Origin of the sequence: Bacillus cereus group sp. BfR-BA-01355 (assembly GCF_022663675.1) — a bacterium.
Taxonomy (GTDB): domain Bacteria; phylum Bacillota; class Bacilli; order Bacillales; family Bacillaceae_G; genus Bacillus_A; species Bacillus_A thuringiensis_S.
In genome coordinates, this window is the sequence record NZ_JAKUFY010000084.1 from 1 (window position 1) to 23,664 (window position 23,664).

The following is a 23,664-nucleotide window of genomic DNA, read 5'->3' on the forward strand; positions in this document are numbered from 1 at the left end:
TTTTCTTTTTTCTTAGCAGATTCTTTATCTTCTGATTTTCCAGCTTTCTCATTCTTTGTTGTTTGTTGAGAGACTTTCTTATCAGTAGAAGATGCTTGCTCTTTCGTACTAGGAACGAACAATTGATATGCTACAATAGCTACTAATAGTAATACAATAGCAATTGCAATATTTAAAACACCGTTTTGACGACGTTTTTGTTGTTTCTGTTGGAATCTTGATCCTCCTGCCATTCTCCAAACCTCCATGCAGTTTTTCCTAATTGCTATTGTAACATTAAATCTAGAAAGGTTGAACATTTACAATGATATTTTCATGAAATGAAAACAATTCACTATAAATTGCAAGATTACTTTTCATTCTCCAATTGATAGATTGCTCCTACCATATCTTTAAAAATAGGTGTGACTTTATTCACTTTGTTATCAGTCTCTAGATCAACAACAACTAAAGCATATCTTGGATTCTCATACGGAAAATAACCTGCAAACCAGCGATTCACCCTCGTCCCTTTCCCTGTTTGCGCTGTCCCGGATTTTCCAGCGACACTGAGCGGCAACGAGCGGAATGCCGTTCCTGTTCCTTTCTCCCTTGTTACAACGCCTCTTAATAACTCTTGTAATGTTTTCACTGTTTCATACGAAAGCTGTTTTCCATGTAACGTATGGTTCTCAAATGTAAAAAAATCCGCTCCATTTTTATATACTATTTTTTCAACAACTTTCACTTCCATCTTTTTTCCATTCCTCGCAATCGTCGCCATCATATTAGCAATTGCTAGAGGTGATATACGTACATCTTTCTGTCCAATCGCTGTTTGCTCTACCGCTTTTTTACTATTTTTGTTTTCTTCATTCCCCCAAATAGTAGAGCCTTTTTCTTCTGGCATTTGCTCGAAATGAGGTGTATGAAATACAGAACCTTTCCATCCGACCTTTTCATTTGCTCCTAAAGCTGCTACGTATGTTTCTAGCACCGTCCTATCCTTTTGTAATAGCTCGTTACCTAACTCGGAAAATGTCCTGTTACAGCTCCTAGCAAAGCTCTCTTTGAAGTTAAGTGTACCCATCATAACTTGTGGGTCGTTTTCACCATATAAATCTTTATTACAATTAAATGTCCGATTAAACAAATTTACTTTTTGATCAATGACTGCAGCTGCAACTACTGTTTTAAAAACAGAGCCTGGAAAATGCGGCGTTAACATTTGATTTTCAAGTGTAGTCTTATATAAATTCTTATCTCTTACTTGTAAAGACGGCTTACTGACCATCGCTAATATTTCATTTGTCTTTACATCAAGTAATACTAATCCCCCCTTCTTTATTTCATTTGCTTCAATCACTTCTTCTGCTTTTTGCTGCAACCCTTTATGTAAAGTAGTTTGAATCCTAACTGGGTAAAATGGATTTCCTGGTGAAGTATATTTCGCTTGCTTTCCGAAAATTGGTTCTCCTTGCCGATCTACTTGATACAATACTTTTGCCTCTCCATCAGTCAATAAAAATTCATCAAATGATTGCTGTAATCCTGAAATACCTATCGGCGTTTGTTTTGAAATTTTTTTCACTTCTCCATATCGCTTTTGAAATTCTCTTTCGTTCTCCCCTACATCACCAATTAAATGATTTATCTCCCCAGTTTGTTTTAATCGCACTTCAGCTGCTACAATACCTAATACATGTAATTGATTCACCTTCTCCATCTGCTCTCGTGTCACTCGAAATGGAGCAGTTTCCCCTTGCAGTATAAATGCATTTTTTTTATTTTTCATTTGTCTTCTGATCTCTTGTCTCGACACACCAATGATATGCGCGATTTTCTCTAACATGTCATTTTTTATTTGTAAAAATGGAAAAACAATTAAAACAGGATACTTTTCCTCCCCTATTTCTTTACCATTACGATCTATAAACTGCCCACGTCCATCGTCTACTGCAATGGATTGCGTACGTTGCGTAACACTTTTTTCAATTAAATTTATTTTGCGATTAGTAAATGATTCTGTATCTATAATTTGGATTTGAATTAAACGACAAAGCAATAAAAACATAATGCCCATAAAACAAATTAAAACAATTGCAATTCTCCGTTTTATTTTCATAAAAAAACACCTCGTCTATTATAGTTTAGACGAGGTACTATTTTATTTATACAATCCCCAAAACAAAAACAGATATTATATAAGGTTATTATTGTTTCTTTGGCTTCTCTAAAAATTTCATAAGAAGCGATCTAAATTCAGTTTCATTCACTCCAGTGTTTTTAGCAACTTCAATTACAGTGGTTGTTACATTAGCCGCTATTTTTAAATAATCCTTACTAAGATTATCCATTTCATTTCTTTTTTCTTTTGCATTCTCAACTGTTACAGAATCAATACAAGTAATCATCTTATCTACAATATGTAAATAATTATTTTGTGCATCTATTATTTTTTGAATATCATCTTTATTACTTACTTTCGATTGTTTTAAATATGTATACGCTTGATTCACTTCATCTTTTAAAATTTTATCATTATTCTTCGCCTGTTCTTGTAACATATTCTTCATATCATCTATTGTTTTTTGATCCATCGAATCTCGCAATAAATAATCTGGATTTCCAATTGCGTAATCATACTTAATCGTTACATCTTGAAATATTTTCATGACAATAGCTAATTGATACGCTACATCAAAATCATTAAATTCCTTTTTATCTTGTGGATTTTCTAAGGCTTTTGAACTCTCAGTTGCTTTAATATCCTTTTTTTCTTCTTGCTTTACTTTTTCTCCCTTTGATGATGTAGTTTCTTCATTCGTTCCGCATGCAGCAAGTCCTAATATGGATATACTACACACCAATCCTGTAAAGATTTTATGTTTCATAATTAGCCCCTTTTCCCTTTTAAAACCTATATTCTCCAATTATGATATCAAAGCTTAAAGTGTTTTTTTGACATTTTTTGTCGAATTACTCTAAGGTTTACACAATTTTTTTCATTCTACAAAAAAAAAAGATTCTCCCGATAGGAGAATCTTTTTTTTATTTTACAGAGACAATCTCTACTTGCATTTCTCCGCCTGGTGTTTGGATTGTTACTTTCTCACCAATTTGCTTACCTAATAAGCTTTTTGCGATTGGAGAATCGTTAGAAATTCTTCCTTCAAATGGGTCAGCTTCCGCGCTACCTACGATTGTGTACGCTTCTTCATCTCCGTTTGGTAATTCTTTAAATGTTACTGTTTTACCTAATGTAACAACAGTAGATACTTCGCCATTATCTTTAATGATAACTGCGTTACGAATCATATTTTCTAATTGTGTAATACGTCCTTCTACGAACGCTTGCTCATCTTTTGCTGCATCGTACTCAGAGTTCTCAGAAAGGTCCCCGAAGCTACGTGCGATTTTAATACGTTCTACTACTTCTTTACGTCTTACTGTTTTTAATTGCTCAAGTTCGTTCTCTAGTTTTTGCTTACCCTCTTGCGTCATAGGGTATGTTTTTTCTGTTGACATATTTTCCACTCCTTTTATATACCAATCCCCCGAAAAAAAGAGGAGTTCCATATGAAAACTCCTCCGCTTCCATTGTTAGCGGAGGTTTCTAGTACCCTTGCACTAGCGGAGTTGTCACATACAACCCCGTATTTCCAATTCTTCTTTATATAAAGAAGATATGTATGGAAAGTTGATATAAATATGCCCTCACCTATATATAGATGAGGTTGCATGTTTCATTGTATTCGATGGGAAGGGAAAAAATCCCTTCCTACCGTATATCTTTTACTATGCTATTACAAATTTACTTTTTGTTCAAGAATTGTTGCAATTTTTGTCACCATAATATCAATTGCAACATGGTTTTGTCCACCTTCAGGGATAATAATATCCGCAAATTTCTTAGAAGGCTCAATAAATTGATTGTGCATTGGACGTACAACAGTTACGTACTGATCAATAACTGAATCCATCGTACGACCGCGCTCTTTAATATCACGCTGCATGCGGCGCAGAATACGAAGGTCAGCATCCGTATCAACGAATAATTTAATGTCCATTAACTCGCAAAGACGTGGGTCTTCTAAAATAAGAATTCCTTCTAAAATAATTACATCTTTCGGCTCAACTGGAATAATTTCTTCTGAACGTGTATGCAATGTATAGTCATATACAGGCTTATCAATTTGCTCATATGCAAGCAACTGCTGCAAATGTTCAATTAACAGATCATTATCAAACGCAAGCGGATGATCATAATTTGTTTTTAAACGCTCTTCCATTGGTAAATGGCTTTGATCTTTGTAATAATAATCTTGCTCTAAGATTAAAATAGAATGACCTTTAAAATGGTCAAAAATCGCTTTCGTTACACTCGTTTTACCTGATCCCGAACCACCAGCAATTCCAATTACAACAGGCTTATTCGTCCCCATTCGACTATCACTCTTTCTTATTGAAGTATGCTTTTGCGCATCATATTATTCACATACACTCGTTGATCCACTTTGAATTTCACGATTTGCAACGGATGTCTCGCTGCATCTAATTCGTTTCCATCCTCATCCCAAATTTCCTCCACCGTTTGCGTAAAGTTTTCTATTTCTGGTCCAAAGAACTCCACTTCATGTCCTGGTTTGAAATGATTACGTTGCTCAATCGTTACGATGCCCGTTTCTTCATTATAATCTAACACTAAACCAGCAAAATCATACGTTGTTTTCTTACTATGATTTCCAAACATTTGCTCTTGATGTCCTGGAACCCCTTCAAAGAATGCAGGAGCTGTATCACGATTTGCACATTTATCAAGCTCATCTAACCATTCTTGTTTAAACTCAAAGTTATCTGGATCCGCACAATAAGCATCAATTACTTTACGATATACAGTTGCTACAGTCGCTACGTAATGGATTGATTTCATACGTCCTTCTACCTTTAAGCTATCGATTCCAATTTCAATCATTTTCGGAATTGATAAAATTAAATTTAAATCTTTTGGACTCATCGCAAAGTGAGCATCTTCTTCTTGGAATAGAGGAAGCTCTTTTGCATCTTTATGTTGTGATACTGTTTGAACTAAATCATAATCCCAGCGGCAAGATTGGCAACAACCGCCACGATTAGAGTCACGCGCTGTCATATGGTTACTTAATGTACATCTTCCTGAATATGCGATACACATTGCACCATGGACGAATGCTTCAATTTCAATATCCACTTTTTCTTTGATTTCTTTCATTTCTTCATAGCTTGCTTCACGAGCTAATACAAGACGATGTAAACCCTCTTCTTTCCAATACTGTGCTGCTTTCCAGTTGGATAGTGATTGCTGTGTGCTTAAATGCACCTCAACAGAAGGCGCTACACGTTTACAAGTCTCAATGATAAGCGGATCAGCAACGATAATCCCCGTTACGCCAGCTTTTTCAATCCCTTTTAAATATTCCTCTAGCCCGTCCATATTTTCATTATGTGCAAAGATATTTGTTGTTACGTATATTTTTGCTCCATACTTCTTTGCAAACTCAACGCCTTCTGCCATTTCTTCTAGCGTAAAATTACCTGCATTCGAACGAAGACCAAATTCTTGTCCACCTAAATATACAGCATCTGCCCCGTAATGGATAGCTACTTTTAATTTTTCTAAGTTACCCGCAGGGATTAACAGTTCAGGTTTCTTCACAATAACACGTTTGCCATCGATCACTCGTGAAATTTCTTGTACAGTCATTTCCTACACCCTCCTCGTTTAGTAAACCGTTTCTTTAAAGAAGAATCCTGTGTCTAACGGACGATTTACTGGTTGCATTTCTTCTATTTCTTTATATAGAGCATCTTTCAAGTCATAATATGCATCACGATCTTCCACACATAAATCAATCGCTTGACGATATTTCTTCGTTACTTCAATAATGTATTCAGAGCTTTTTAGTACACCATCGATTTTTAAGCTGTCAACTTCAGCTTCGATTAGTTCCTCTAATTCATCGATGAAACAAATATCGTTCGGACTCATAATATGAGTACCATTTTCATCTTCATAAATTGGATATTTATTGTTACGCTCTGGGTCATATAAGAACATATTCTCTTCATATTTTTTCTTTTCAATGTCAAGATTACGTCCTTGATACTCAAAGTAATTTCCTACTAATGAACGCTTCGATTGGAACATACAAGTCATACCGTGAATTTGTACTTCTAGTTCCACTTCAGCATTTTCTTTTAAATCAACAATTTCATCTAAGCTCAGCTCACGAGCTAATACAGCGCGCTTCGCTCCTCTTTGTCCCCAGTAATTACAAGTGAACCAGTTTGTTGCTGTCGTTTCTGTATTCCAGTGCAACTGCATATTTGGCGCTACTTCGCGAACAGCCATTAATACTGCTGGATCTCCGAAAACAATTGCATCTACATTTACTTCATTTAAAAATGAAACGTAATCTGTTAATTCTTCTACTTTATCGTTGTGGAACATAGCGTTCATGGCTACGTATACTTTCACACCATTTTCATGTGCAATCTTCACAGTTTGTTTTACATCTTCACGTGAAAACTCCCCTGCTAAACGTAAACCAAACTTTTGCTCACCGATCATTACCGCATCTGCTCCTGCTTTCGCAAGAAGTTCGATATCCGCCACCGCTCTTGGCGTTACTAACAATTCAGGTTTCTTCATACCTTGGTCACCCTCTCTTTTTACTAACAGCTACTCCATCACCAATTGGGAAAATCGTTGTATCGTATCCTTCATGGTTCATAAGCCACTCATTGTACGTCTTAATACGACGGATTAAACCACGTGTACGTCTGTTTTCAATTTTCTCTTTTGTCGTTACAAGACCATGGTACATAACATTATCTGAAATAATTACGCCACCAGGATTTAATAACGGTTCATATAAGTCAAAAAAGCGACGATACTGTCCTTTTGCTGCATCAATAAAAATAACGTCAAATGTCCCGTGTTCTTTTACTTGTTCACCTGTCTCTAACGCATCACCGTAAATAACTGAAATACGATCTGTTACTGGGGAACGTTCTATATATTCAAGTGCTTTTTCATATCGCTCACGATTGCGCTCAACTGTCACAATACGTGAATTTGAAATAGCTTGCATCATACGAATACTAGAATAACCGATTGCTGTTCCAAGTTCTAAAATGCTTTTCGGTCCAATTAAACGTAAAAATTGCAGCATAAATTCCATTCCAAGTCGATCCATAATCGGCACATGATTTTCTGTTGCATATTCTTCCATTTCAAGAATTAATTTATCTTTCGGATCAATAAATGATAATAGGTACTCGTTAACTGCATCCTCCATAAATGGTCCTCCTTATTTACATGGAGAAGTGCCTCTATGACGTCTTTTCCCACATAGAATGCAATAAAAATACAAGCCAGTTTTACCCTTAGCTTGTACGTCCCGTTTTGATATTAAAAACGATTCTTCTGCCAGTTTTTAACCCGATATATTTTACCACAAAAAAGAGGGATGTGCGACTTTTTTCGCTATCCCTCCCCATTTCACTGTTTTTTCGTAATGTATTTTTGCTTTAATGCATTATGCTCTTCTAATGTTTTGGCATAGTACACTTCACCACTTGGTGCAGCTAAGAAATAATAATAATCTGTTTGCGCAGGTTCTAACGCAGCTTCCACTGAATGTTTACCAGAGTTTGCGATCGGCCCTACCGGCAATCCTTTTACAACATACGTATTGTACGGTGAGTTGACCTTTAAATCTTCGTATAATACACGTTGTTTATGCTTTCCAAGTGCATATAATACCGTTGGATCCGTTTGAAGCGGCATACCTTTCTCTAAACGATTATAAAAGACACTAGAGATCTTTTGACGATCTGTAAAACCAGTTGCCTCTTCTTCAATAAGTGAAGATAATGTTAAAAGCTGATGAACATCCCAGTTCTTTGCTTTCATTTTTGCCTCATTTTGAACAATGATTGCATTTGTTTTCTCAAGCATCGGAATTACGATTTCTTCTAACGTCGTATCTTTCTTATAAAATGAATACGTCGCAGGATATAAATAACCTTCTAATGGGTATTTAATATTACTATCAAAGATTTTATCCGTTAATAACTTCGGATACTTTTGCTGCATTTTTTGAATAAATGCTTTATCGTTTAATTGACGCGTAACATCATCTTTATTCCACTTTAGTTCTGCCGCAATCGTTTCTGCAATTTCAGTTACTTGAGCTCCTTCTTTGATCGTCACTTTATAAAGAGCTGGACGATGCACGTTGCCAGATGACATTTGTTCGATAACATCTTTAGCATTCATCGAAGGATTTAATAAATATGTACCTGCTTGTAAACTTTTCGATTTAGCCTTTGTATAAAAACTAAAAACTGTACCGTTTTTCACAGCGCCTTTTTCTTCTAAAATTTCTCCAATTTTACTTGTAGATGATCCTTTCGGAATTTCTACTTCAATCTCTTTTTTATTCCCGCTATCAACTGGTCCTAATGCGGATGAAATATACGCATAGACTGAACCACAAACTAAAAGCAGTGCAATAATCGAAAATAAAAAGATGCGTCTACGCTTCTTTTTCACTTGATTCTCTATCAAAACTCTTCCTCCTTATTCAATTGTAGACCATATGTATATGTTTCTATACAGCATGATGGAAAGCCACAACAAATTCGCCTATCTTTTTTAGTATCCATTTTATTTTTCTACAATCCGTCTCATTATACTACAAAGGATTACACAGTTTCGACAAAAAATCTTTCATTTTACATATAAATACAAAAAAAAGATGGACTGTATGTCGTCCATCTTTTCAGTACTTATTATTCAGCTTCTTGCTCATCAGCAAGAGTGTTGAACATTTCTTGTACCATTTCCCACTCTTCTTCAGATTCGATTGGAAGTAAACTTCCGCCCTCTTCTTCATTTTGCTCATAAGCCATTGCATCATAAATTTGGTCTCCATCTTCGTCTACTTCACCGATTGGAGAGAAGACTACGTATGATTTTTTACCAAATTTTTCAGCATCAAAAGTGAAAATAATTTCACATAAATGTTCGTTACCTTTTTCGTCTACAATTGTAATTTGATTTTCTTCCATTTTGGTCACCTCTTATTTACTATCTAAAAATCCTTGTAAGATTACGACTGCAGCCATCTTATCGATTACTTGTTTTCGCTTCTTACGGCTTACATCCGCTGAAATGAGTAGACGTTCCGCTGCCATCGTCGACAAACGCTCGTCCCACATTACAACGTCTAATTGTAACAGCTCTCGTAGGTTTTCTGCAAATTGTTGGCACGCTTCACCACGTGGGCCAATTGTACCATTCATATTTTTAGGTAAACCTACTATTATTTTGTCCACATTGTACTGCTTTACTAACTCAGAAATACGATCAAAACCAAAGTGACCTCGTTCTTCGTTAATCTTAATTGTTTCTAATCCTTGTGCTGTCCAGCCCATTTCGTCGCTCATTGCAACTCCGACTGTTTTTGTACCTACATCTAAACCTAATATCCGCATAAACTACTCCTCACGATGATGTTTCAAGTAAGACTTCACAAGCTCTTCAATGATCTCATCACGTTCAAGCTTACGAACGATGCTTCGTGCATCTTTATGGCGAGGTATGTATGCTGGGTCTCCACTTAATAAATAACCGACGATTTGGTTAATCGGATTATAGCCTTTTTCTTGAAGTGCATCATACACAGTTAAAAGTACATCATTTACATGGACACTCTGTTTTTCATCTTGAATGCTAAACTTCATTGTTTTATCAAAACCGTCCATTTCAAGCACCTCACTTATATAGTAAGTATAGGGAGAAGAACTTCTCCTCTCCCTACCATTGTACACTACTATCTCTTTATTTTGAAACAGATTTAACGTACTCTTGTACAAATGCTAAAGCTTCTTCGACTTGAGCTGGGTTTTTACCACCTGCTTGTGCCATATCAGGACGGCCACCACCGCCACCGCCGCAACGAGAAGCTACTTCTTTCACAAGTTTACCAGCATGGTAACCTTGGCTAATTAAGTCTTTCGTTACACCTGCTAGGATGTTTACTTTATCGTCATTAACAGACGCTAATACAACAACTGCTGACTCTAATTTATTTTTTAGATCATCCATCATCGTACGTAAGTTGTTCATATCTGCAACATTTACTTTCGCTGCTAATACATTCACACCATCAACTGTCATTACAGAATCAGTTAAGTTTCCAGCTTCAATATTGCTTAATTTCGCAGCAAGAGATTCGTTTTCTTTTTGAAGTTGTTTCACTTCAGCAAATAGACCATCAACTCTTGTTAAAATATCTTTCGGATTTGTTTTCATTTTTCCTGCTGCTTCTTTTAATAAACCTACTTGATCGTTCATTAATTCGTATGCAGACTTACCAGTTACCGCCTCAATACGACGAGTTCCTGCACCGATACCAGACTCAGCAACGATTTTGAAAATACCGATAGAAGCTGTATTATCAACGTGACAACCACCGCAAAGCTCTAAGCTGTAATCGCCAACTTGTACAACGCGTACAACATCTCCGTATTTTTCACCGAATAATGCCATTGCGCCCATTTCTTTTGCTTCTCCGATTGATTTTTGAGAAATCTCAACGTTAATACTTTCCCAAATTTTCTCGTTTACCATACGCTCAATTTTTTCTAATTCGTCAGCTTGCACTTGACCGAAGTGAGAGAAGTCAAAGCGTAGACGTTCAGAAGTTACAAGAGAACCTGCTTGATTAACATGCGTTCCAAGTACGTCTTTTAATGCTTGGTGTAGTAAGTGAGTTGCTGTATGATTTTTCACAACGCTACTACGGTTTTTCGTATCGATAACAGCTTTCACAGCTGCATCTTTCGTTAACGTGCCTTCTTCCACAGCTACTTTGTGTAAGTTTTGACCATTTGGTGCTTTTTGTACGTCTTTTACAAGAACTTTCACGCCGTCAGCAAGAAGGTAACCACGGTCAGCAATTTGTCCACCGCTCTCAGCGTAGAATGGTGTTACGTCAAGAATTAACTGTCCTTCTTCCCCTGCTTGTAAGCTATCTGTGTACTCACCGTTTTTCACAAGTGCAACAACGTTACTTTCCGTTGCAACTGTACCGTAACCAACGAACTCACTCGCTACTTTAACTTCTCCAAGTACACCGCCTTGAACTTGCATTGAGTCAACGTCTTGACGAGCAGCACGTGCACGCTCACGTTGTTTTTCCATTTCATTTTCGAAGCCTTCTTGGTCAACTGTCATACCAGCTTCTTCTGCATATTCTTCTGTTAATTCGATTGGGAAACCGTATGTGTCATATAGACGGAACGCATCTACTCCAGAAATAACAGTTGTTTTTTCTTCTTTTGCTTTTGCAATAACTTCAGCTAAAATTGCTTCACCATCATGAAGTGTTTCATGGAAACGCTCTTCTTCATTTTTCACAACTTTCGCAATGAAATCTTTCTTTTCAAGTACTTCTGGATAGAAGTCTTTCATTACTTCTCCAACAACCGGTACCAATTCAAACATGAATGGACGGTTAATGTTTAATTTCTTCGAATAACGAACAGCGCGGCGTAATAAGCGACGTAATACATAACCACGACCTTCGTTAGATGGAAGAGCACCGTCACCAACAGCGAATGTTACTGTACGGATATGGTCAGCAATTACTTTGAATGCCATATCTTTTTCTAAATCGCCATTACGATATTTCTCACCAGAAATTGATTCTGTTGCACCAATCATCGGCATGAATAGGTCTGTATCAAAGTTTGTAGGCACATCTTGAACGATAGATGTCATACGTTCTAGACCCATCCCTGTATCAATGTTTTTCTTAGGAAGTGGTGTATATGAACCGTCTGGATTATGGTTAAATTGAGAGAATACAAGGTTCCATACTTCTAAGTAACGCTCGTTTTCTCCGCCTGGATATAATTCTGGGTCACTAAAGTCATTACCGTAAGCTTCCCCGCGGTCATAGAAAATCTCTGTATTCGGTCCACTTGGTCCTTCACCAATATCCCAGAAGTTTTCTTCTAAGCGGATAATACGCTCTTTTGGAACGCCCATTTTTTCATTCCAAATTGTGAATGCTTCTTCATCTTCTGGATGGATTGTAACTGATAGTAATTCTTTATCGAATCCGATCCATTTGTCGCTCGTTAAGAATTCCCAAGCCCATGTAATTGCTTCTTCTTTGAAGTAATCACCGATTGAGAAGTTTCCTAACATTTCAAAGAATGTATGGTGACGAGCTGTTTTCCCTACGTTTTCAATATCGTTTGTACGAATTGATTTTTGAGCATTTGTAATACGTGGATTTTGTGGGATTACACGTCCATCAAAATATTTTTTTAATGTAGCTACACCACTATTAATCCATAGAAGAGATGGATCTTCATGTGGAACTAGTGATGCACTAGGTTCTACTGCATGTCCTTTTTCTTGGAAAAAGTCTAAAAACATTTGACGAATTTGTGCGCCTGTTAGTTGTTTCATTGTATTTTCCTCCTTAAATATAAAAAACTCCCGTCCCTATAAAAGGGACGAGAGTTAACTCGCGATACCACCCTAATTATGAATTGATTACAATAACAATCAATTCATCACCTCATGGTGCCGTAACGTGGCAAGACGGCAGTGATTAGCTGCTCTCAGGATTAGCTTTCTGTTACCCTTCATTTAAAGCTTCTTTCAGCCATATGGAAGCTTCTCTCTATAAATGGACTGTAACGTACTTGTTCCGTCATTGATTTAATGTATTATATGACTAAATATAATAGAATTCTCTTAAGTTTGTCAATGTAGATAATCATTTATATTGTATTAATTGCTTATTTATCATAGGTATTCTACTATTCATTCTTAACAGCCTTTTCATATATTATGCGTTTATTAACAAATCGGAATCTCCTTACAAGAATAATTTATAAAAAATTATAAATATTACCTTTTTTGCTATAATTAAATTATTGTTAATAAAATAAAGGAGCGATCACAATGACAACCTTACTTAGCAAAGCTAAAAACATATTAGCGACTAACGAAACAATATTACTTTACGCAGCATGTTCATTAGACATATTTATTTATCGTTCCGTCGCGAGACCAGGCCTATTGATTTTAACGAACAAAAGGCTATTCTTTTATGGACCAGATGTAAGTAACAATCCAATATTTGAAGAGTACTCTTTCGCAAAAATTTCTAATCTAAAAGAACAAAAGCGTCTTTTCAACAATCAAATTGTATTTATATATGATAACGAATGGAAAAAAATAAAACATATTCAAACAAATGATGTGAGCTCCCTCGTTCAAAAGATACACGAGCAGATTTCTAAATAAATATACGATTAGCCCTCTATTTCTTACATAGAGGGCTTCTATACTTACACATCTTCTTTTTTCAAGAGAGGCTTCACATGAACAATGACGGTGCGAATAACTGCTAAGATGGGAACCGATATTAGTAACCCTACAATACCAGCTACTTCCCCTCCAACTAGTAATGCAAGCATAATAATAACGGGATGCATACGAAGTGACTTACCAACAATGTAAGGCGATAAAATGTTACTTTCCACAAATTGCAAAATAGCAATCGTAATACCCGCCTTAATAAGTAAGCTCGTTGATACTGTTGCTGCAATCATTAACGTCGGGATCGCTCCTAAAATAGGGCCGAAGTACGGGATTATATCCGTTACCCCAATAATAATACCAAGCAATAATGGATATTTCATACCGATAAACCAAAAAGAAAGAGCTGATACTCCCCCTAATACCAAACAAACAAATAACTGTCCTCGAATATAACTTCCAAGTGACTTATCAATTTCTTTCGCAAGCATTTGCCCCGTACCTCGCCATTTACTTGGGACTAGTTTCCAAAAGATATGATAAAACTCACCATAATCTTTTAATATGTAAAATACAATGAACGGTATTAAGAAAATAATGAGCAATGAATCGAGTACACCACGAGCTGTACTCATCACTTTATTTAAAAGCGCTTGAATCTTCGTTTCCACACCCACAAAAAGTTGTTTCACCTTTTCATGAATGAACGAAGGGAAATTCGCTGTTTGTTCTGTAACGCCATCCATCCACGAATCGTACATCTTTGTAAACTGCGGAAATTGTTCATTAATCTCTTGTAACTGTTTAATAACGACTGGCGTTCCTTTATAAATCCCATAACCAATTCCGCCAAAGAAAAGGATATAAATAAGCAAAATGGCAAGTGTACGGGGCATCCCTTCCTTATGGATTTTTTCAATTAAAGGGTGCAATAAATACGCAATAAAACAAGCGATAAGAAATGGCGTGATTGCTACTTTAAATACAAAAATAATCGGTGCCCATAGTGGCTTAATTTTTAAAAAGACGAGCAAACAAAGAAAAACAAGTAATAATAATCCTAAACGATATATCCAAATGATTTTAAGATTCTTCACATGAAAAACCTCCTCCACCTTTATTTTGAAAATAAATGGGGTAGGTTATGTGCGAAACTTTTAAAATCTTTTCATACGGACCATACTGTTTTTTAAAGACGTACATATAAATAACATAACAAGGACAACCACCCCTGAGAATACAGCATGAATTAATATAATCAGGAGGGCTAATTATGGTTTTGTTTATGCTTGGATTATCAGCACTTTTTATGATTCTTGAATGGATTTGTATCGGGTTTGGTATTTGGAAGGGGTTCTTTATTCGTTCCTCACGTAAAGAAAAAGCGAAGCAATTATGGCAGTATGGAATACTCGGCGTTGGCTGCTACGGTCTATCTTATCTTTTCTCAGAAATCGGACTTTTTTATTTGCATATGAGCGCATAAAAAAACTCCCTCGTCAATAAGGGAGTTTTTCACTTTATCGAAATGATTATAAGTAAGACTTAATCATCTTACGTGCTTTTTTCATATTGCGTTTTGAAAATACATCTTGCTTACGAGCATATTGATATGCTGCAGCTCCAACACCTAATGCGATTAATGAATTGCGTAGATTCAAAGTAAATCCCCCTTTTCGTTATCCGATCGTTCTTTCATTCTCATCAAATAAATCATCAAGAGAGCTTAATGAACCATCTTCCTCAACTTGATGCGTATGGATTTTCCCCTTTGAAACCGATAATTCGATATAACAATTCCAGCAATAAAATTGGTTGACACCTATTTTTCCAATGTCTTTCCCTTTGCAATTTGGACAAATGAACATATGGCTTTCATCTCCTTACAGACTCCCAGATTCTATTCGCCATTATGTCCAAACTGCATTCGTTTATACATCGCTGGAGCCTTTCAACGCTATGCGTTTGAAAGTTTCACTATATAATTTCACCTTGTTACATGAAATCATACGGTGAAATGTTTTCCACGTCCATTTCTTCGCCATTAACTGTGACCATCTGTACTTCTCCTTGTGATTCCTGCAAGCGACTAGCCAAAGTTGTTTGACGCATTGCATCATCAAGGCGATTTACACCGGATTTGAAAGCTGCTTCCTCCCCGCAAATAATAAGGAACTTCTTACTTCTTGTAATGCCCGTGTAAATTAAATTACGACGTAACATACGGTTGTAACTTTTCACGATCGGCATAATAACAATCGGAAATTCACTACCTTGTGATTTATGAATGGAACAACAATATGCATGCGTAATTTGATTTAAATCGGGCTTTGTATACGTTACCTCAATTCCATCAAATGAAACGATAATCATATCTTGTTGCTCAACGTTTTCTTTCGCATAAAACACCGAAACAATTTCTCCAATATCACCATTAAACACCTGGCTCTCTGGCTGATTAACGAGTTGCAGTACTTTATCGCCTCTTCGGTATACAACATCACCGTAAGCAATTTCTTTACTCTTTTCCCTCTTCGGATTAAATACTTGTTGCAATGCTTCGTTTAATACATTAATACCAGCAGGCCCGCGGTACATCGGCGCTAATACTTGGACATCCCTTGCACTAAATCCTTTTGTTTTAGCATTTTCGCAAACTTTTTTCACAACCTCAACAATTTGAGCCCCTGTACAGCTGATAAATGAACGATCTTTTTTATTTTGTGCTAAATCTGGCGGGAGCGTGCCGTCTTTGATTGCATGGGCAAGTTGAATAACAGATGAGCCTTCTGCTTGACGATAAATTTCAGTAAGCTTCACTGTCGGAACTGCGCCTGCATTTAATAAATCTTTTAATACTTGTCCAGGTCCTACAGATGGCAACTGATCTTCATCACCTACAACGATAACTTGAATGTTCGTCGGTAGCGACTTAAATAGCTGATTCGCAAGCCAAATATCAACCATTGAAAATTCATCAATAATAAGGAGCTTACCTTGGACAGGATCCGTTTCATTACGCTGGAAAGATCCTTCTGGCGTCCAGCCAAGCAAACGGTGAATTGTGCAAGCTGGAAGTCCTGTCGATTCACTCATCCGCTTCGCTGCTCTTCCTGTTGGAGCTGTTAATAGTATTGGAAATGGATTATCATCACTGTATTCATTCGGATTTAACGATAATCCGTGAAGTGACGCATACATTTCAACAATCCCTTTAATAACAGTTGTTTTCCCCGTTCCTGGTCCACCTGTTAATAACATCATTGGCTTATGAAGTGCCGTTTGAATCGCTTCTTGCTGAAACGGTGCATACTGCACGTTTAACTGTTCTTCAATTTCACCTAATGTTTTTAACACTTCTGCTTCAGGAAATGAAGGTGTTTCCTCTTGATTCATCAATCGACGAATAGACTTTACAACACCTTTTTCAGAGTAGAATAAAGTTGCTAAATACACTCGTTCTTCTTCTATGATGACTTTCCCTTCACTTTGCATCGTTTCAATACAACCTATAATATCTTCCTCAGTCACTCTTCCTTCTTGATTGTTTAAAAGTGACATCGTTTCTCTTACAAGTTGATCTTTCCTCATATAAACGTGACCAAGTTGCAATGAGACATTCTCTAATGTGTAAAAACATCCCGCTCGTACACGGTCGTCGTGATTACCCGATATTCCTAACGCACGCCCTATATCATCCGCTCGTCCAAAACCAATCCCGTCCACTTCTTCAATAAGTTGATACGGATTATTACGAATCACTTCTAATGTCATCTCTTTATATTGCTGGTAAATCTTAATAGAAAGTTTCGTTCCAAAACCGTAACCATTTAAAAAGCTCATTACTTTCTCTAATCCTTGATGTTCAACAATTGTCTCATATATTTCCTGAGCCTTTTGTTTGTTAACAACACCATTTAACGCCTCAGGGTCATCCATAATTTTAGAAATAGCATGTTCCCCGAGATGATCCACAATTTTTTCCGCTGTACGCTTTCCTATCCCTTTAAATAAATCACTCGCTAAATATTGCACCATACCTGCTTTTGTTTGCGGCAATTCTTTTTTAAATGTTTCAACCATATATTGTTTTCCATACTTTGGATGGTCCTTAAAGTGACCTGTCAATGTAAACACTTCATCTTCATGCATGCGGGGAAAATGACCGTTTATCATTACTTTCTTTTCGTCATATGTTTCATTCGTTTCAATGACTTTCATACTGACAACGGAATAGAGGTTTTCTTCGTTGTGGAAAATGGTATGAAGAACTTGCGCTTTTATAAACTTTTTCTCTTCCTCAAACAAATCCATTGCATGTTGATTTCCCATCTTTCCTCTCCTTTCCGATATTTTCACTTTAATGAGCAGTACATCCCCCACCTCTTTAGATGAGGGATAACTACCCATTAAACTATATTTTTATCTTATTCAGCTTCTTGCTCTAATAAACGAACGCCATTACCCGCTAAAAAGTGATCTGGCTGAATTTCAGTTGCTTTCTTAAATAAAGCGAGAGCCTTCTCATTATTTTCCTCAAATACGTACGCAACACCTAAATTGTAATACGCATCTGCATGCTCTTCATCCATTTCTAATACCTTTTCAAAATAAGGTTTCGCCTCTTGAATGTGTTCTAGTCGAGCGAAGCAAAGTCCGCACTGGAATACAGCTTCCACATCGTTTTCATCTAATTCTGTTGCTCTTTGTAAGAATGGTAGTGCAAGACGATCATTTCCAAGCTGTACATGTGTGATACCTAACATAAATGTTACATCAGCTGATTGTAATCCAGCTTGCATTGCTTGTTCAAATACAGCTTTCGCCTCAGTAAATTGCTCTTGGCCATAATATACATTTCCTAAACCATAATAGGCAGCTGCAGATTTATCATCTAACTCTAGTGCACGTTTATAAAATAAAATCGCTCGTTCGCTATCACCTAATACGTCTAATAAATTTGCAAAATTAATGTATCCAAGCGCATCTTTTGGATTTTCTTCGATTGCTTCTGTAAAATTTTTAGCTGCTTCTTCCCAATTTCCTTCTTGCATATATTGAATACCTGTTTCAAGTTTGTTTGACATGTCCTTCACCTCTACAACAAATTATAACAAAGAATGTATTTTCCAAGCGAACGAAAATTCGCTTTATGTAAAAGAAACCTCTAACCGCTAATCGGCAGAGGCTTCTCATTTATCCTAAATAATCCAATTTCTTACCACTACGGTATACTTCATCAATTGTAGCACCGCCTAAGCACTCATCTCCATCATAGAACACAACTGCTTGTCCTGGTGTAATTGCACGAATTGGCTCATCACAAAGAATACGAACTGTATTTTCATCAACGATTTGAACCGTTACTTTATTGTCTTCTTGACGATAACGGAATTTCGCCGTGCACTTAAATTCTGTTTCTTTTACTTTGTTACTTACCCATCCTACATTCGTAGCAATAACTTCATCACCATATAGAAGTTCGTTATGGAATCCTTGATCAACATATAAAATGTTTTCTTTCAAGTTTTTCCCAACAGCAAACCACGGATCACCGTTACCACCAATTCCAAGTCCATGACGTTGTCCAATTGTATAGTACATTAAACCGTCATGCTTTCCTTTCACTTCACCAGATAATGTTTGCATTACACCTGGTTGCGCTGGTAAGTAGTTACTTAAGAAATCTTTAAAGTTACGCTCACCAATGAAGCAAATACCTGTACTATCTTTTTTCGCCGCTGTCGCTAAGCCAGCTTCTTTCGCCATTTCACGAATTTGCGGTTTCTTTAATTCACCTAACGGGAACATTGTTTTTGATAATTGCTCTTGGCTTAATTGATTTAAGAAGTATGTTTGATCTTTATTGTCATCAACGCCGCGAAGCATTTTATATTCGCCGTCCATATAAGCAACGCGTGCATAATGGCCTGTTGCTACATAATCAGCACCAAGCGCAATTGCATGCTCTAAAAATGCTTTAAATTTAATTTCTTTATTACACATTACATCTGGATTTGGTGTACGACCAGCTCGGTACTCATCTAAGAAGTACGTAAATACTTTATCCCAGTATTGTTTTTCAAAGTTTACTGCATAATACGGAATACCGATTTGGTTACACACTTCAATTACATCATTGTAATCTTCAGTTGCTGTGCAGACACCATTCTCATCTGTATCATCCCAGTTTTTCATAAAAATTCCGATTACATCATAACCTTGCTCTTTTAATAAAAGTGCTGCTACAGATGAATCGACGCCACCAGACATTCCGATGACAACGCGTGTTTCGTGAGGTAGTTTGTTCATCATGTCACCTCCCATGCTAATTTTGTGTTAATCGCTTCACGATTTTCACTGTTTCGTACGCCGCTTTTTCAATTTGCTCTTTCGTATTTCCAAGTCCAAAACTAAAGCGTACGGATGAACGTATTTGATCGGAGTCTTTTCCAAACATCGCTACTAATACATGTGATGGATCAATCGAACCAGCTGTACAAGCAGAACCACTTGATACTGCAATGCCAGCTAGGTCTAAGTTCACAAGAAACGGTTCAATGTTCATTCCTGTAAAACTTACATTAAGCACATGCGGTAAGCGATGTTCTAAGTTTCCGTTTACCTCAAAAGTAATGCCTTCATTTTTGAAGACAGATACCATTATATCTTTAAACTCTTCATATTGGGCATTTTTTTGCTCACGAGTTTTTTCAGCAATAAGAATTGCATGCTGAAGCCCAGCAATACTAGGCACATTTTCCGTACCAGCACGGCGTTTTCTTTCTTGCTCTCCGCCTATTAATAACGGCTCAAATTTCACATTTGCACCAGCGTATAAGAACCCTACACCTTTTGGTCCGTTAATTTTATGGGCTGAAATGGATAATAAATCAATACCAAACTCTTTCACATCAATTTCTACCAAACCATAAGCTTGTACCGCATCTGTATGGAAATAAGCTTGATGCTCCTTTAGTAGCTTTCCTATTTCTACAATTGGTTGCATTGTCCCTACTTCATTATTCCCAAACATAACAGATACAAGAATCGTCTCTTCGGTTAATGCCTTTTGTATGTCAGAAACTTGAATGCGCCCTGTTTCATCGACAGGTAAATATGTCACTTCAAACCCTTCACGCTCTAACAATTCGCACGTATGCAAAATCGCATGATGTTCAATTTGCGTCGTTATAATGTGATTACCTTTATGACGGTTCGCACGTGCTACACCTATAAGCGCTAAATTATCAGCTTCTGTACCACCGCTCGTAAATATAATTTCATTCGGATTCGCATGAATACTGCGTGCACACACTCGTCTCGCCTCATCTACTGTGTGACGAGTTTGACGTCCATAAAAGTGAATACTAGACGGGTTCCCGAATATTTCTGTCATATATGGAATCATCTTTTCGACCACTTCTGGGTGAGTCGGAGATGTCGCAGCATGATCTAAGTAAATGCGTTCCATTAAATCTCCTTCTTTCCAAATCGTTTCACAAGGAATTAAATGTAAAACATATAGCCCCCGTGATTTTCTTCCTCATAACGTACTAAATCTTCTAACGTTGTACTATCTAACACTTCTTGCACCGCATCACGAACACGCATCCATAACTGGCGCTGTGCTGGCTCTTCTTCTTCTATCATTTCTACAACACTAATCGGTCCCTCTAATACACGGATCACATCCCCAGCTGTAATGTTAGCTGGTTGATCAGATAATACATATCCGCCATATGCACCTCGCGTACTCTTCACAAGACGAGCGTTACGAAGTGGTGAAATTAATTGCTCTAAGTAATGCTCCGATAAGTCATGCGCCTGCGCAATTGATTTTAATGAAATCGGACCTTCACCAAACTTTTTTGCAAGATCGATCATAATTGTTAAGCCATAGCGGCCCTTTGTTGAAATCTTCATCTATTTTGCACCTCTTTTCAAATTTTCACTTCTATTGGTTATATCTTATTTATAAAAAGAACACAATTTAAAATCCTATGAAATTATAGCATAATATAGTATTATAAGAAATTTCAACTTGTGTATCAAAATGATAACATAAAATCACATTGAAAAACTCGGGAATTATTACAATTGAAAGAAAAATGAAAATATTCATCTTCATTTTTCCCATAAAACAGCATACTATTTCAAATTCCATAGAAAAAAATGATACGATAGAACGAGATTATATGTTAAGGGAGACGGTCTAAATGAAACAACCACTCGCACATCGAATGCGCCCTACAAATATTCAAGAAATTATTGGGCAACAGCATTTAGTTGGTGAAGGAAAGATTTTATGGCGAATGGTCCAAGCAAATCATTTTCAATCTATGATTTTATACGGTCCTCCAGGTACAGGAAAAACATCCATTGCCAGTGCAATTGCAGGAAGTACCGGTACCCCGTTTCGTCTATTAAACGCTGTTACTCACAATAAAAAAGATATGGAAGTTGTCGTACAAGAAGCGAAGATGCATCGACACCTCGTTTTAATTTTAGATGAAGTTCACCGTCTAGATAAAGCAAAGCAAGACTTTCTATTACCTCATTTAGAAAGCGGACTTCTTACTTTAATTGGTGCAACGACAAGTAATCCATTCCATGCAATAAACTCCGCTATTCGAAGCAGATGTCAAATTTTCGAATTACACGCACTAACAGAAGATGATATTTTAATTGGGTTAAAAAGAGCTTTAGAAGATAAAGAAAAAGGCCTTGGAGAATATGCTGTAACGATAACAGATGAAGCACTACATCACTTTGCAAACGCCTCTGGTGGTGATATGCGTTCCGCTTATAACGCACTTGAGCTTGCTGTATTATCCAGCTTTACTACAGACGATCAAGCGGCTGAAATCACACTCGAGATTGCAGAAGAATGCTTACAAAAGAAGAGCTTCGTTCACGACAAAGGCGGCGATGCTCATTATGACGTATTATCAGCATTTCAAAAATCAGTGCGCGGAAGTGATGTAAATGCAGCGCTCCATTATTTAGCACGCCTTATTGAAGCAGGTGATTTACAAAGTATTGGCAGACGCCTTCTTATTATGGCTTATGAAGATATTGGACTTGCTAGCCCACAAGCTGGACCGCGTACACTAGCTGCAATTGAATCAGCTGAACGAGTCGGATTCCCAGAAGCACGCATCCCACTTGCAAATGCCGTTATCGAGCTATGCTTATCACCAAAATCAAATTCAGCTTATAAAGCACTCGATGCAGCACTACATGATTTACGTAACGATCAAACAGGTGATATTCCAAGCCATTTAAAAGATAGTCATTACAAAGGCGCAGAATCACTTGGAAGAGGCATTGGATATTTATATCCACACGACCATCCAAACGGCTGGGTAAGGCAACAATACTTACCTGATAAAATAAAAAACAAGCAATATTATAAACCGAAAACGACAGGGAAATTTGAGCAAGCACTTTCTACTGTTTATGAAAGATTACAAACTTCGAATAAAACGAAAAATAAAGGGTAACATAAACGAAAACGTCACCATTATGGAGGCTTCGCTTATGAAAACACGTCAAGATGCATGGACAAAAGAAGATGATCTCCTTTTAGCAGAAACTGTTTTACGACATATTCGCAGCGGAAGTACACAAATAAAAGCATTTGATGAAGTCGGCGATGCGTTGAACCGCACTTCAGCAGCTTGTGGCTTTAGATGGAATGCTGAAGTACGAGCGAATTACGAAGATGCAGTGCAGATTGCAAAAAAACAACGTAAAGAATTAAAACGTTCTGAAGCTAAAATAGAAAAAGATCAGTTCACGAAAACGAAACAACTCGTAATCGATGCTGAGTTTTCAGAAGATATTACGCCAAGTAAACAGGAACTTACAATGCAAAATGTCATCTCATTTTTGCAAAACATGGAACATAATAACCCTTCAATCGCAAAGTTGCAAACTGAAAATGATGTATTACAAAATCAGCTCACTTCCCTACAAAAAACGAATAATGAACTTGAAGCAAAATTAGCGGTACTCACAAAAAAACAACAAGCAATCGAAGAAGATTACGCGATGCTTGTTAGAATTATGGATCGTGCTCGAAAACTTGTTTCAGTCGAAGAGCAAGAAGATCAAATTGCCCCGATTTTCAAAACCGATCAAAACGGGAATTTAGATATTATTTATTCTGCAGAGAATTAAAAACAAGGATGTCACTTAGTTAAAAAAGTGACATCCTTGTTTGTTTTCGGTGAACCATATATATCGGTAATTGAAATTATATCAACGATTTTTCAAATATATCTATC

General features: G+C 36.8%; 24 protein-coding genes, 1 pseudogene and 1 other annotated feature. Of the genes and pseudogenes, 4 read left to right on the forward strand and 21 right to left on the reverse strand.

Going from position 1 to position 23,664, the window contains the following annotated elements:
- The 13 genes and pseudogenes from MR167_RS22525 to alaS form a co-directional block, all read right to left on the reverse strand.
- Positions 1-233 (reverse strand): annotated as a pseudogene (locus MR167_RS22525) (YrrS family protein); the annotation flags it as partial.
- Between the two features lie 116 nt (positions 234-349).
- Positions 350-2,104: a peptidoglycan D,D-transpeptidase FtsI family protein gene (locus tag MR167_RS22530; RefSeq protein WP_242315505.1), complete on the reverse strand. Its 1,755-nt coding sequence runs from the start codon at positions 2,102-2,104 to the stop codon at positions 350-352.
- 88 nt (positions 2,105-2,192) lie between these two features.
- On the reverse strand, positions 2,193-2,873 hold the full coding sequence (locus MR167_RS22535) for a hypothetical protein (protein WP_000680878.1): 681 nt from the start codon (positions 2,871-2,873) through the stop codon (positions 2,193-2,195).
- 157 nt (positions 2,874-3,030) lie between these two features.
- On the reverse strand, positions 3,031-3,507 hold the full coding sequence (gene greA, locus MR167_RS22540) for a transcription elongation factor GreA (RefSeq protein ID WP_014894880.1): 477 nt from the start codon (positions 3,505-3,507) through the stop codon (positions 3,031-3,033).
- A gap of 278 nt (positions 3,508-3,785) precedes the next feature.
- Entirely contained in the window at positions 3,786-4,424 is a 639-nt protein-coding gene (udk, locus tag MR167_RS22545) for a uridine kinase (protein ID WP_000537080.1), read from the reverse strand.
- Between the two features lie 17 nt (positions 4,425-4,441).
- Positions 4,442-5,722 carry a peptidase U32 family protein gene (locus tag MR167_RS22550; protein ID WP_242315507.1) on the reverse strand — a complete coding sequence of 427 codons (1,281 nt, stop codon included), beginning with the start codon at positions 5,720-5,722 and terminating at the stop codon, positions 4,442-4,444.
- Positions 5,723-5,740: 18 nt separating this feature from the next.
- The gene (locus tag MR167_RS22555; protein WP_000742792.1) at positions 5,741-6,670 is read right to left on the reverse strand and encodes a peptidase U32 family protein; all 930 of its coding nucleotides are present in this window, start codon (positions 6,668-6,670) and stop codon (positions 5,741-5,743) included.
- 7 nt (positions 6,671-6,677) lie between these two features.
- Positions 6,678-7,319 carry an O-methyltransferase gene (locus MR167_RS22560; protein WP_000389103.1) on the reverse strand — a complete coding sequence of 214 codons (642 nt, stop codon included), beginning with the start codon at positions 7,317-7,319 and terminating at the stop codon, positions 6,678-6,680.
- A gap of 203 nt (positions 7,320-7,522) precedes the next feature.
- Entirely contained in the window at positions 7,523-8,593 is a 1,071-nt protein-coding gene (gene mltG / locus MR167_RS22565) for an endolytic transglycosylase MltG (RefSeq protein WP_000572141.1), read from the reverse strand.
- A 224-nt stretch (positions 8,594-8,817) separates the two neighbouring features.
- A complete protein-coding gene (locus tag MR167_RS22570; protein WP_000392246.1) occupies positions 8,818-9,096 on the reverse strand; it encodes a DUF1292 domain-containing protein in 279 nt (92 codons plus the stop codon).
- A gap of 12 nt (positions 9,097-9,108) precedes the next feature.
- Entirely contained in the window at positions 9,109-9,522 is a 414-nt protein-coding gene (gene ruvX / locus MR167_RS22575; RefSeq protein WP_242315509.1) for a Holliday junction resolvase RuvX, read from the reverse strand.
- A 3-nt stretch (positions 9,523-9,525) separates the two neighbouring features.
- Positions 9,526-9,792: an IreB family regulatory phosphoprotein gene (locus MR167_RS22580; RefSeq protein ID WP_000348591.1), complete on the reverse strand. Its 267-nt coding sequence runs from the start codon at positions 9,790-9,792 to the stop codon at positions 9,526-9,528.
- Positions 9,793-9,868: 76 nt separating this feature from the next.
- A complete protein-coding gene (gene alaS, locus MR167_RS22585; protein ID WP_000811809.1) occupies positions 9,869-12,511 on the reverse strand; it encodes an alanine--tRNA ligase in 2,643 nt (880 codons plus the stop codon).
- 40 nt (positions 12,512-12,551) lie between these two features.
- Positions 12,552-12,771, reverse strand: a binding site (T-box leader).
- Between the two features lie 241 nt (positions 12,772-13,012).
- Between alaS and MR167_RS22590 the strand changes: the two genes are divergently transcribed.
- Positions 13,013-13,357 (forward strand): PH domain-containing protein, encoded by a 345-nt coding sequence (locus tag MR167_RS22590; RefSeq protein ID WP_000209588.1) that lies wholly within the window; start codon positions 13,013-13,015, stop codon positions 13,355-13,357.
- A gap of 44 nt (positions 13,358-13,401) precedes the next feature.
- On the opposite strand, the gene MR167_RS22595 is transcribed toward MR167_RS22590, so the two are convergent.
- Positions 13,402-14,469 (reverse strand): AI-2E family transporter, encoded by a 1,068-nt coding sequence (locus tag MR167_RS22595; RefSeq protein ID WP_000793127.1) that lies wholly within the window; start codon positions 14,467-14,469, stop codon positions 13,402-13,404.
- A gap of 176 nt (positions 14,470-14,645) precedes the next feature.
- Between MR167_RS22595 and MR167_RS22600 the strand changes: the two genes are divergently transcribed.
- Positions 14,646-14,858 (forward strand): hypothetical protein, encoded by a 213-nt coding sequence (locus MR167_RS22600; protein ID WP_000242539.1) that lies wholly within the window; start codon positions 14,646-14,648, stop codon positions 14,856-14,858.
- Between the two features lie 46 nt (positions 14,859-14,904).
- On the opposite strand, the gene MR167_RS22605 is transcribed toward MR167_RS22600, so the two are convergent.
- The 7 genes from MR167_RS22605 to cymR form a co-directional block, all read right to left on the reverse strand.
- Complete coding sequence (locus MR167_RS22605; protein WP_001053553.1) at positions 14,905-15,033, reverse strand: YrzQ family protein; 129 nt, start codon at positions 15,031-15,033, stop codon at positions 14,905-14,907.
- A gap of 18 nt (positions 15,034-15,051) precedes the next feature.
- Positions 15,052-15,240, reverse strand: coding sequence for a hypothetical protein (locus tag MR167_RS22610; RefSeq protein WP_000469281.1), 189 nt, complete (start codon positions 15,238-15,240; stop codon positions 15,052-15,054).
- Positions 15,241-15,367: 127 nt separating this feature from the next.
- Positions 15,368-17,704: an SF1B family DNA helicase RecD2 gene (recD2, locus tag MR167_RS22615; protein ID WP_000528079.1), complete on the reverse strand. Its 2,337-nt coding sequence runs from the start codon at positions 17,702-17,704 to the stop codon at positions 15,368-15,370.
- A gap of 95 nt (positions 17,705-17,799) precedes the next feature.
- Positions 17,800-18,459, reverse strand: coding sequence for a tetratricopeptide repeat protein (locus MR167_RS22620; protein WP_000066406.1), 660 nt, complete (start codon positions 18,457-18,459; stop codon positions 17,800-17,802).
- 109 nt (positions 18,460-18,568) lie between these two features.
- Positions 18,569-19,684 (reverse strand): tRNA 2-thiouridine(34) synthase MnmA, encoded by a 1,116-nt coding sequence (gene mnmA, locus MR167_RS22625; protein WP_001038011.1) that lies wholly within the window; start codon positions 19,682-19,684, stop codon positions 18,569-18,571.
- 16 nt (positions 19,685-19,700) lie between these two features.
- The gene (locus tag MR167_RS22630) at positions 19,701-20,846 is read right to left on the reverse strand and encodes a cysteine desulfurase family protein (protein WP_000439891.1); all 1,146 of its coding nucleotides are present in this window, start codon (positions 20,844-20,846) and stop codon (positions 19,701-19,703) included.
- Between the two features lie 35 nt (positions 20,847-20,881).
- Positions 20,882-21,298: a cysteine metabolism transcriptional regulator CymR gene (gene cymR / locus MR167_RS22635; protein ID WP_000704116.1), complete on the reverse strand. Its 417-nt coding sequence runs from the start codon at positions 21,296-21,298 to the stop codon at positions 20,882-20,884.
- A gap of 293 nt (positions 21,299-21,591) precedes the next feature.
- On the opposite strand from cymR, the gene MR167_RS22640 reads away from it, so the two are divergent.
- Together MR167_RS22640 and MR167_RS22645 are read left to right on the forward strand one after the other, a co-directional pair.
- Positions 21,592-22,878, forward strand: a complete 1,287-nt coding sequence (locus MR167_RS22640; protein WP_000812912.1) for a replication-associated recombination protein A — start codon at positions 21,592-21,594, stop codon at positions 22,876-22,878.
- A gap of 37 nt (positions 22,879-22,915) precedes the next feature.
- On the forward strand, positions 22,916-23,557 hold the full coding sequence (locus MR167_RS22645) for an RsfA family transcriptional regulator (RefSeq protein WP_000857697.1): 642 nt from the start codon (positions 22,916-22,918) through the stop codon (positions 23,555-23,557).
- The last annotated feature ends 107 nt before the right edge of the window (positions 23,558-23,664 follow it).

What these genes read in the sequence shown, in the direction of transcription:
- MR167_RS22530 (WP_242315505.1), bottom strand. Translation starts at nt 2,104, where the DNA reads ATGAAAATAAAACGGAGAATTGCAATTGTTTTAATTTGTTTTATGGGC.
- MR167_RS22535 (WP_000680878.1), bottom strand. Translation starts at nt 2,873, where the DNA reads ATGAAACATAAAATCTTTACAGGATTGGTGTGTAGTATATCCATATTA.
- greA (WP_014894880.1), bottom strand. Translation starts at nt 3,507, where the DNA reads ATGTCAACAGAAAAAACATACCCTATGACGCAAGAGGGTAAGCAAAAA.
- udk (WP_000537080.1), bottom strand. Translation starts at nt 4,424, where the DNA reads ATGGGGACGAATAAGCCTGTTGTAATTGGAATTGCTGGTGGTTCGGGA.
- MR167_RS22550 (WP_242315507.1), bottom strand. Translation starts at nt 5,722, where the DNA reads ATGACTGTACAAGAAATTTCACGAGTGATCGATGGCAAACGTGTTATT.
- MR167_RS22555 (WP_000742792.1), bottom strand. Translation starts at nt 6,670, where the DNA reads ATGAAGAAACCTGAATTGTTAGTAACGCCAAGAGCGGTGGCGGATATC.
- MR167_RS22560 (WP_000389103.1), bottom strand. Translation starts at nt 7,319, where the DNA reads ATGGAGGATGCAGTTAACGAGTACCTATTATCATTTATTGATCCGAAA.
- MR167_RS22570 (WP_000392246.1), bottom strand. Translation starts at nt 9,096, where the DNA reads ATGGAAGAAAATCAAATTACAATTGTAGACGAAAAAGGTAACGAACAT.
- ruvX (WP_242315509.1), bottom strand. Translation starts at nt 9,522, where the DNA reads ATGCGGATATTAGGTTTAGATGTAGGTACAAAAACAGTCGGAGTTGCA.
- MR167_RS22580 (WP_000348591.1), bottom strand. Translation starts at nt 9,792, where the DNA reads ATGGACGGTTTTGATAAAACAATGAAGTTTAGCATTCAAGATGAAAAA.
- alaS (WP_000811809.1), bottom strand. Translation starts at nt 12,511, where the DNA reads ATGAAACAACTAACAGGCGCACAAATTCGTCAAATGTTTTTAGACTTT.
- MR167_RS22590 (WP_000209588.1), top strand. Translation starts at nt 13,013, where the DNA reads ATGACAACCTTACTTAGCAAAGCTAAAAACATATTAGCGACTAACGAA.
- MR167_RS22600 (WP_000242539.1), top strand. Translation starts at nt 14,646, where the DNA reads ATGGTTTTGTTTATGCTTGGATTATCAGCACTTTTTATGATTCTTGAA.
- MR167_RS22610 (WP_000469281.1), bottom strand. Translation starts at nt 15,240, where the DNA reads ATGTTCATTTGTCCAAATTGCAAAGGGAAAGACATTGGAAAAATAGGT.
- recD2 (WP_000528079.1), bottom strand. Translation starts at nt 17,704, where the DNA reads ATGGGAAATCAACATGCAATGGATTTGTTTGAGGAAGAGAAAAAGTTT.
- MR167_RS22620 (WP_000066406.1), bottom strand. Translation starts at nt 18,459, where the DNA reads ATGTCAAACAAACTTGAAACAGGTATTCAATATATGCAAGAAGGAAAT.
- mnmA (WP_001038011.1), bottom strand. Translation starts at nt 19,684, where the DNA reads ATGAACAAACTACCTCACGAAACACGCGTTGTCATCGGAATGTCTGGT.
- MR167_RS22630 (WP_000439891.1), bottom strand. Translation starts at nt 20,846, where the DNA reads ATGGAACGCATTTACTTAGATCATGCTGCGACATCTCCGACTCACCCA.
- cymR (WP_000704116.1), bottom strand. Translation starts at nt 21,298, where the DNA reads ATGAAGATTTCAACAAAGGGCCGCTATGGCTTAACAATTATGATCGAT.
- MR167_RS22640 (WP_000812912.1), top strand. Translation starts at nt 21,592, where the DNA reads ATGAAACAACCACTCGCACATCGAATGCGCCCTACAAATATTCAAGAA.
- MR167_RS22645 (WP_000857697.1), top strand. Translation starts at nt 22,916, where the DNA reads ATGAAAACACGTCAAGATGCATGGACAAAAGAAGATGATCTCCTTTTA.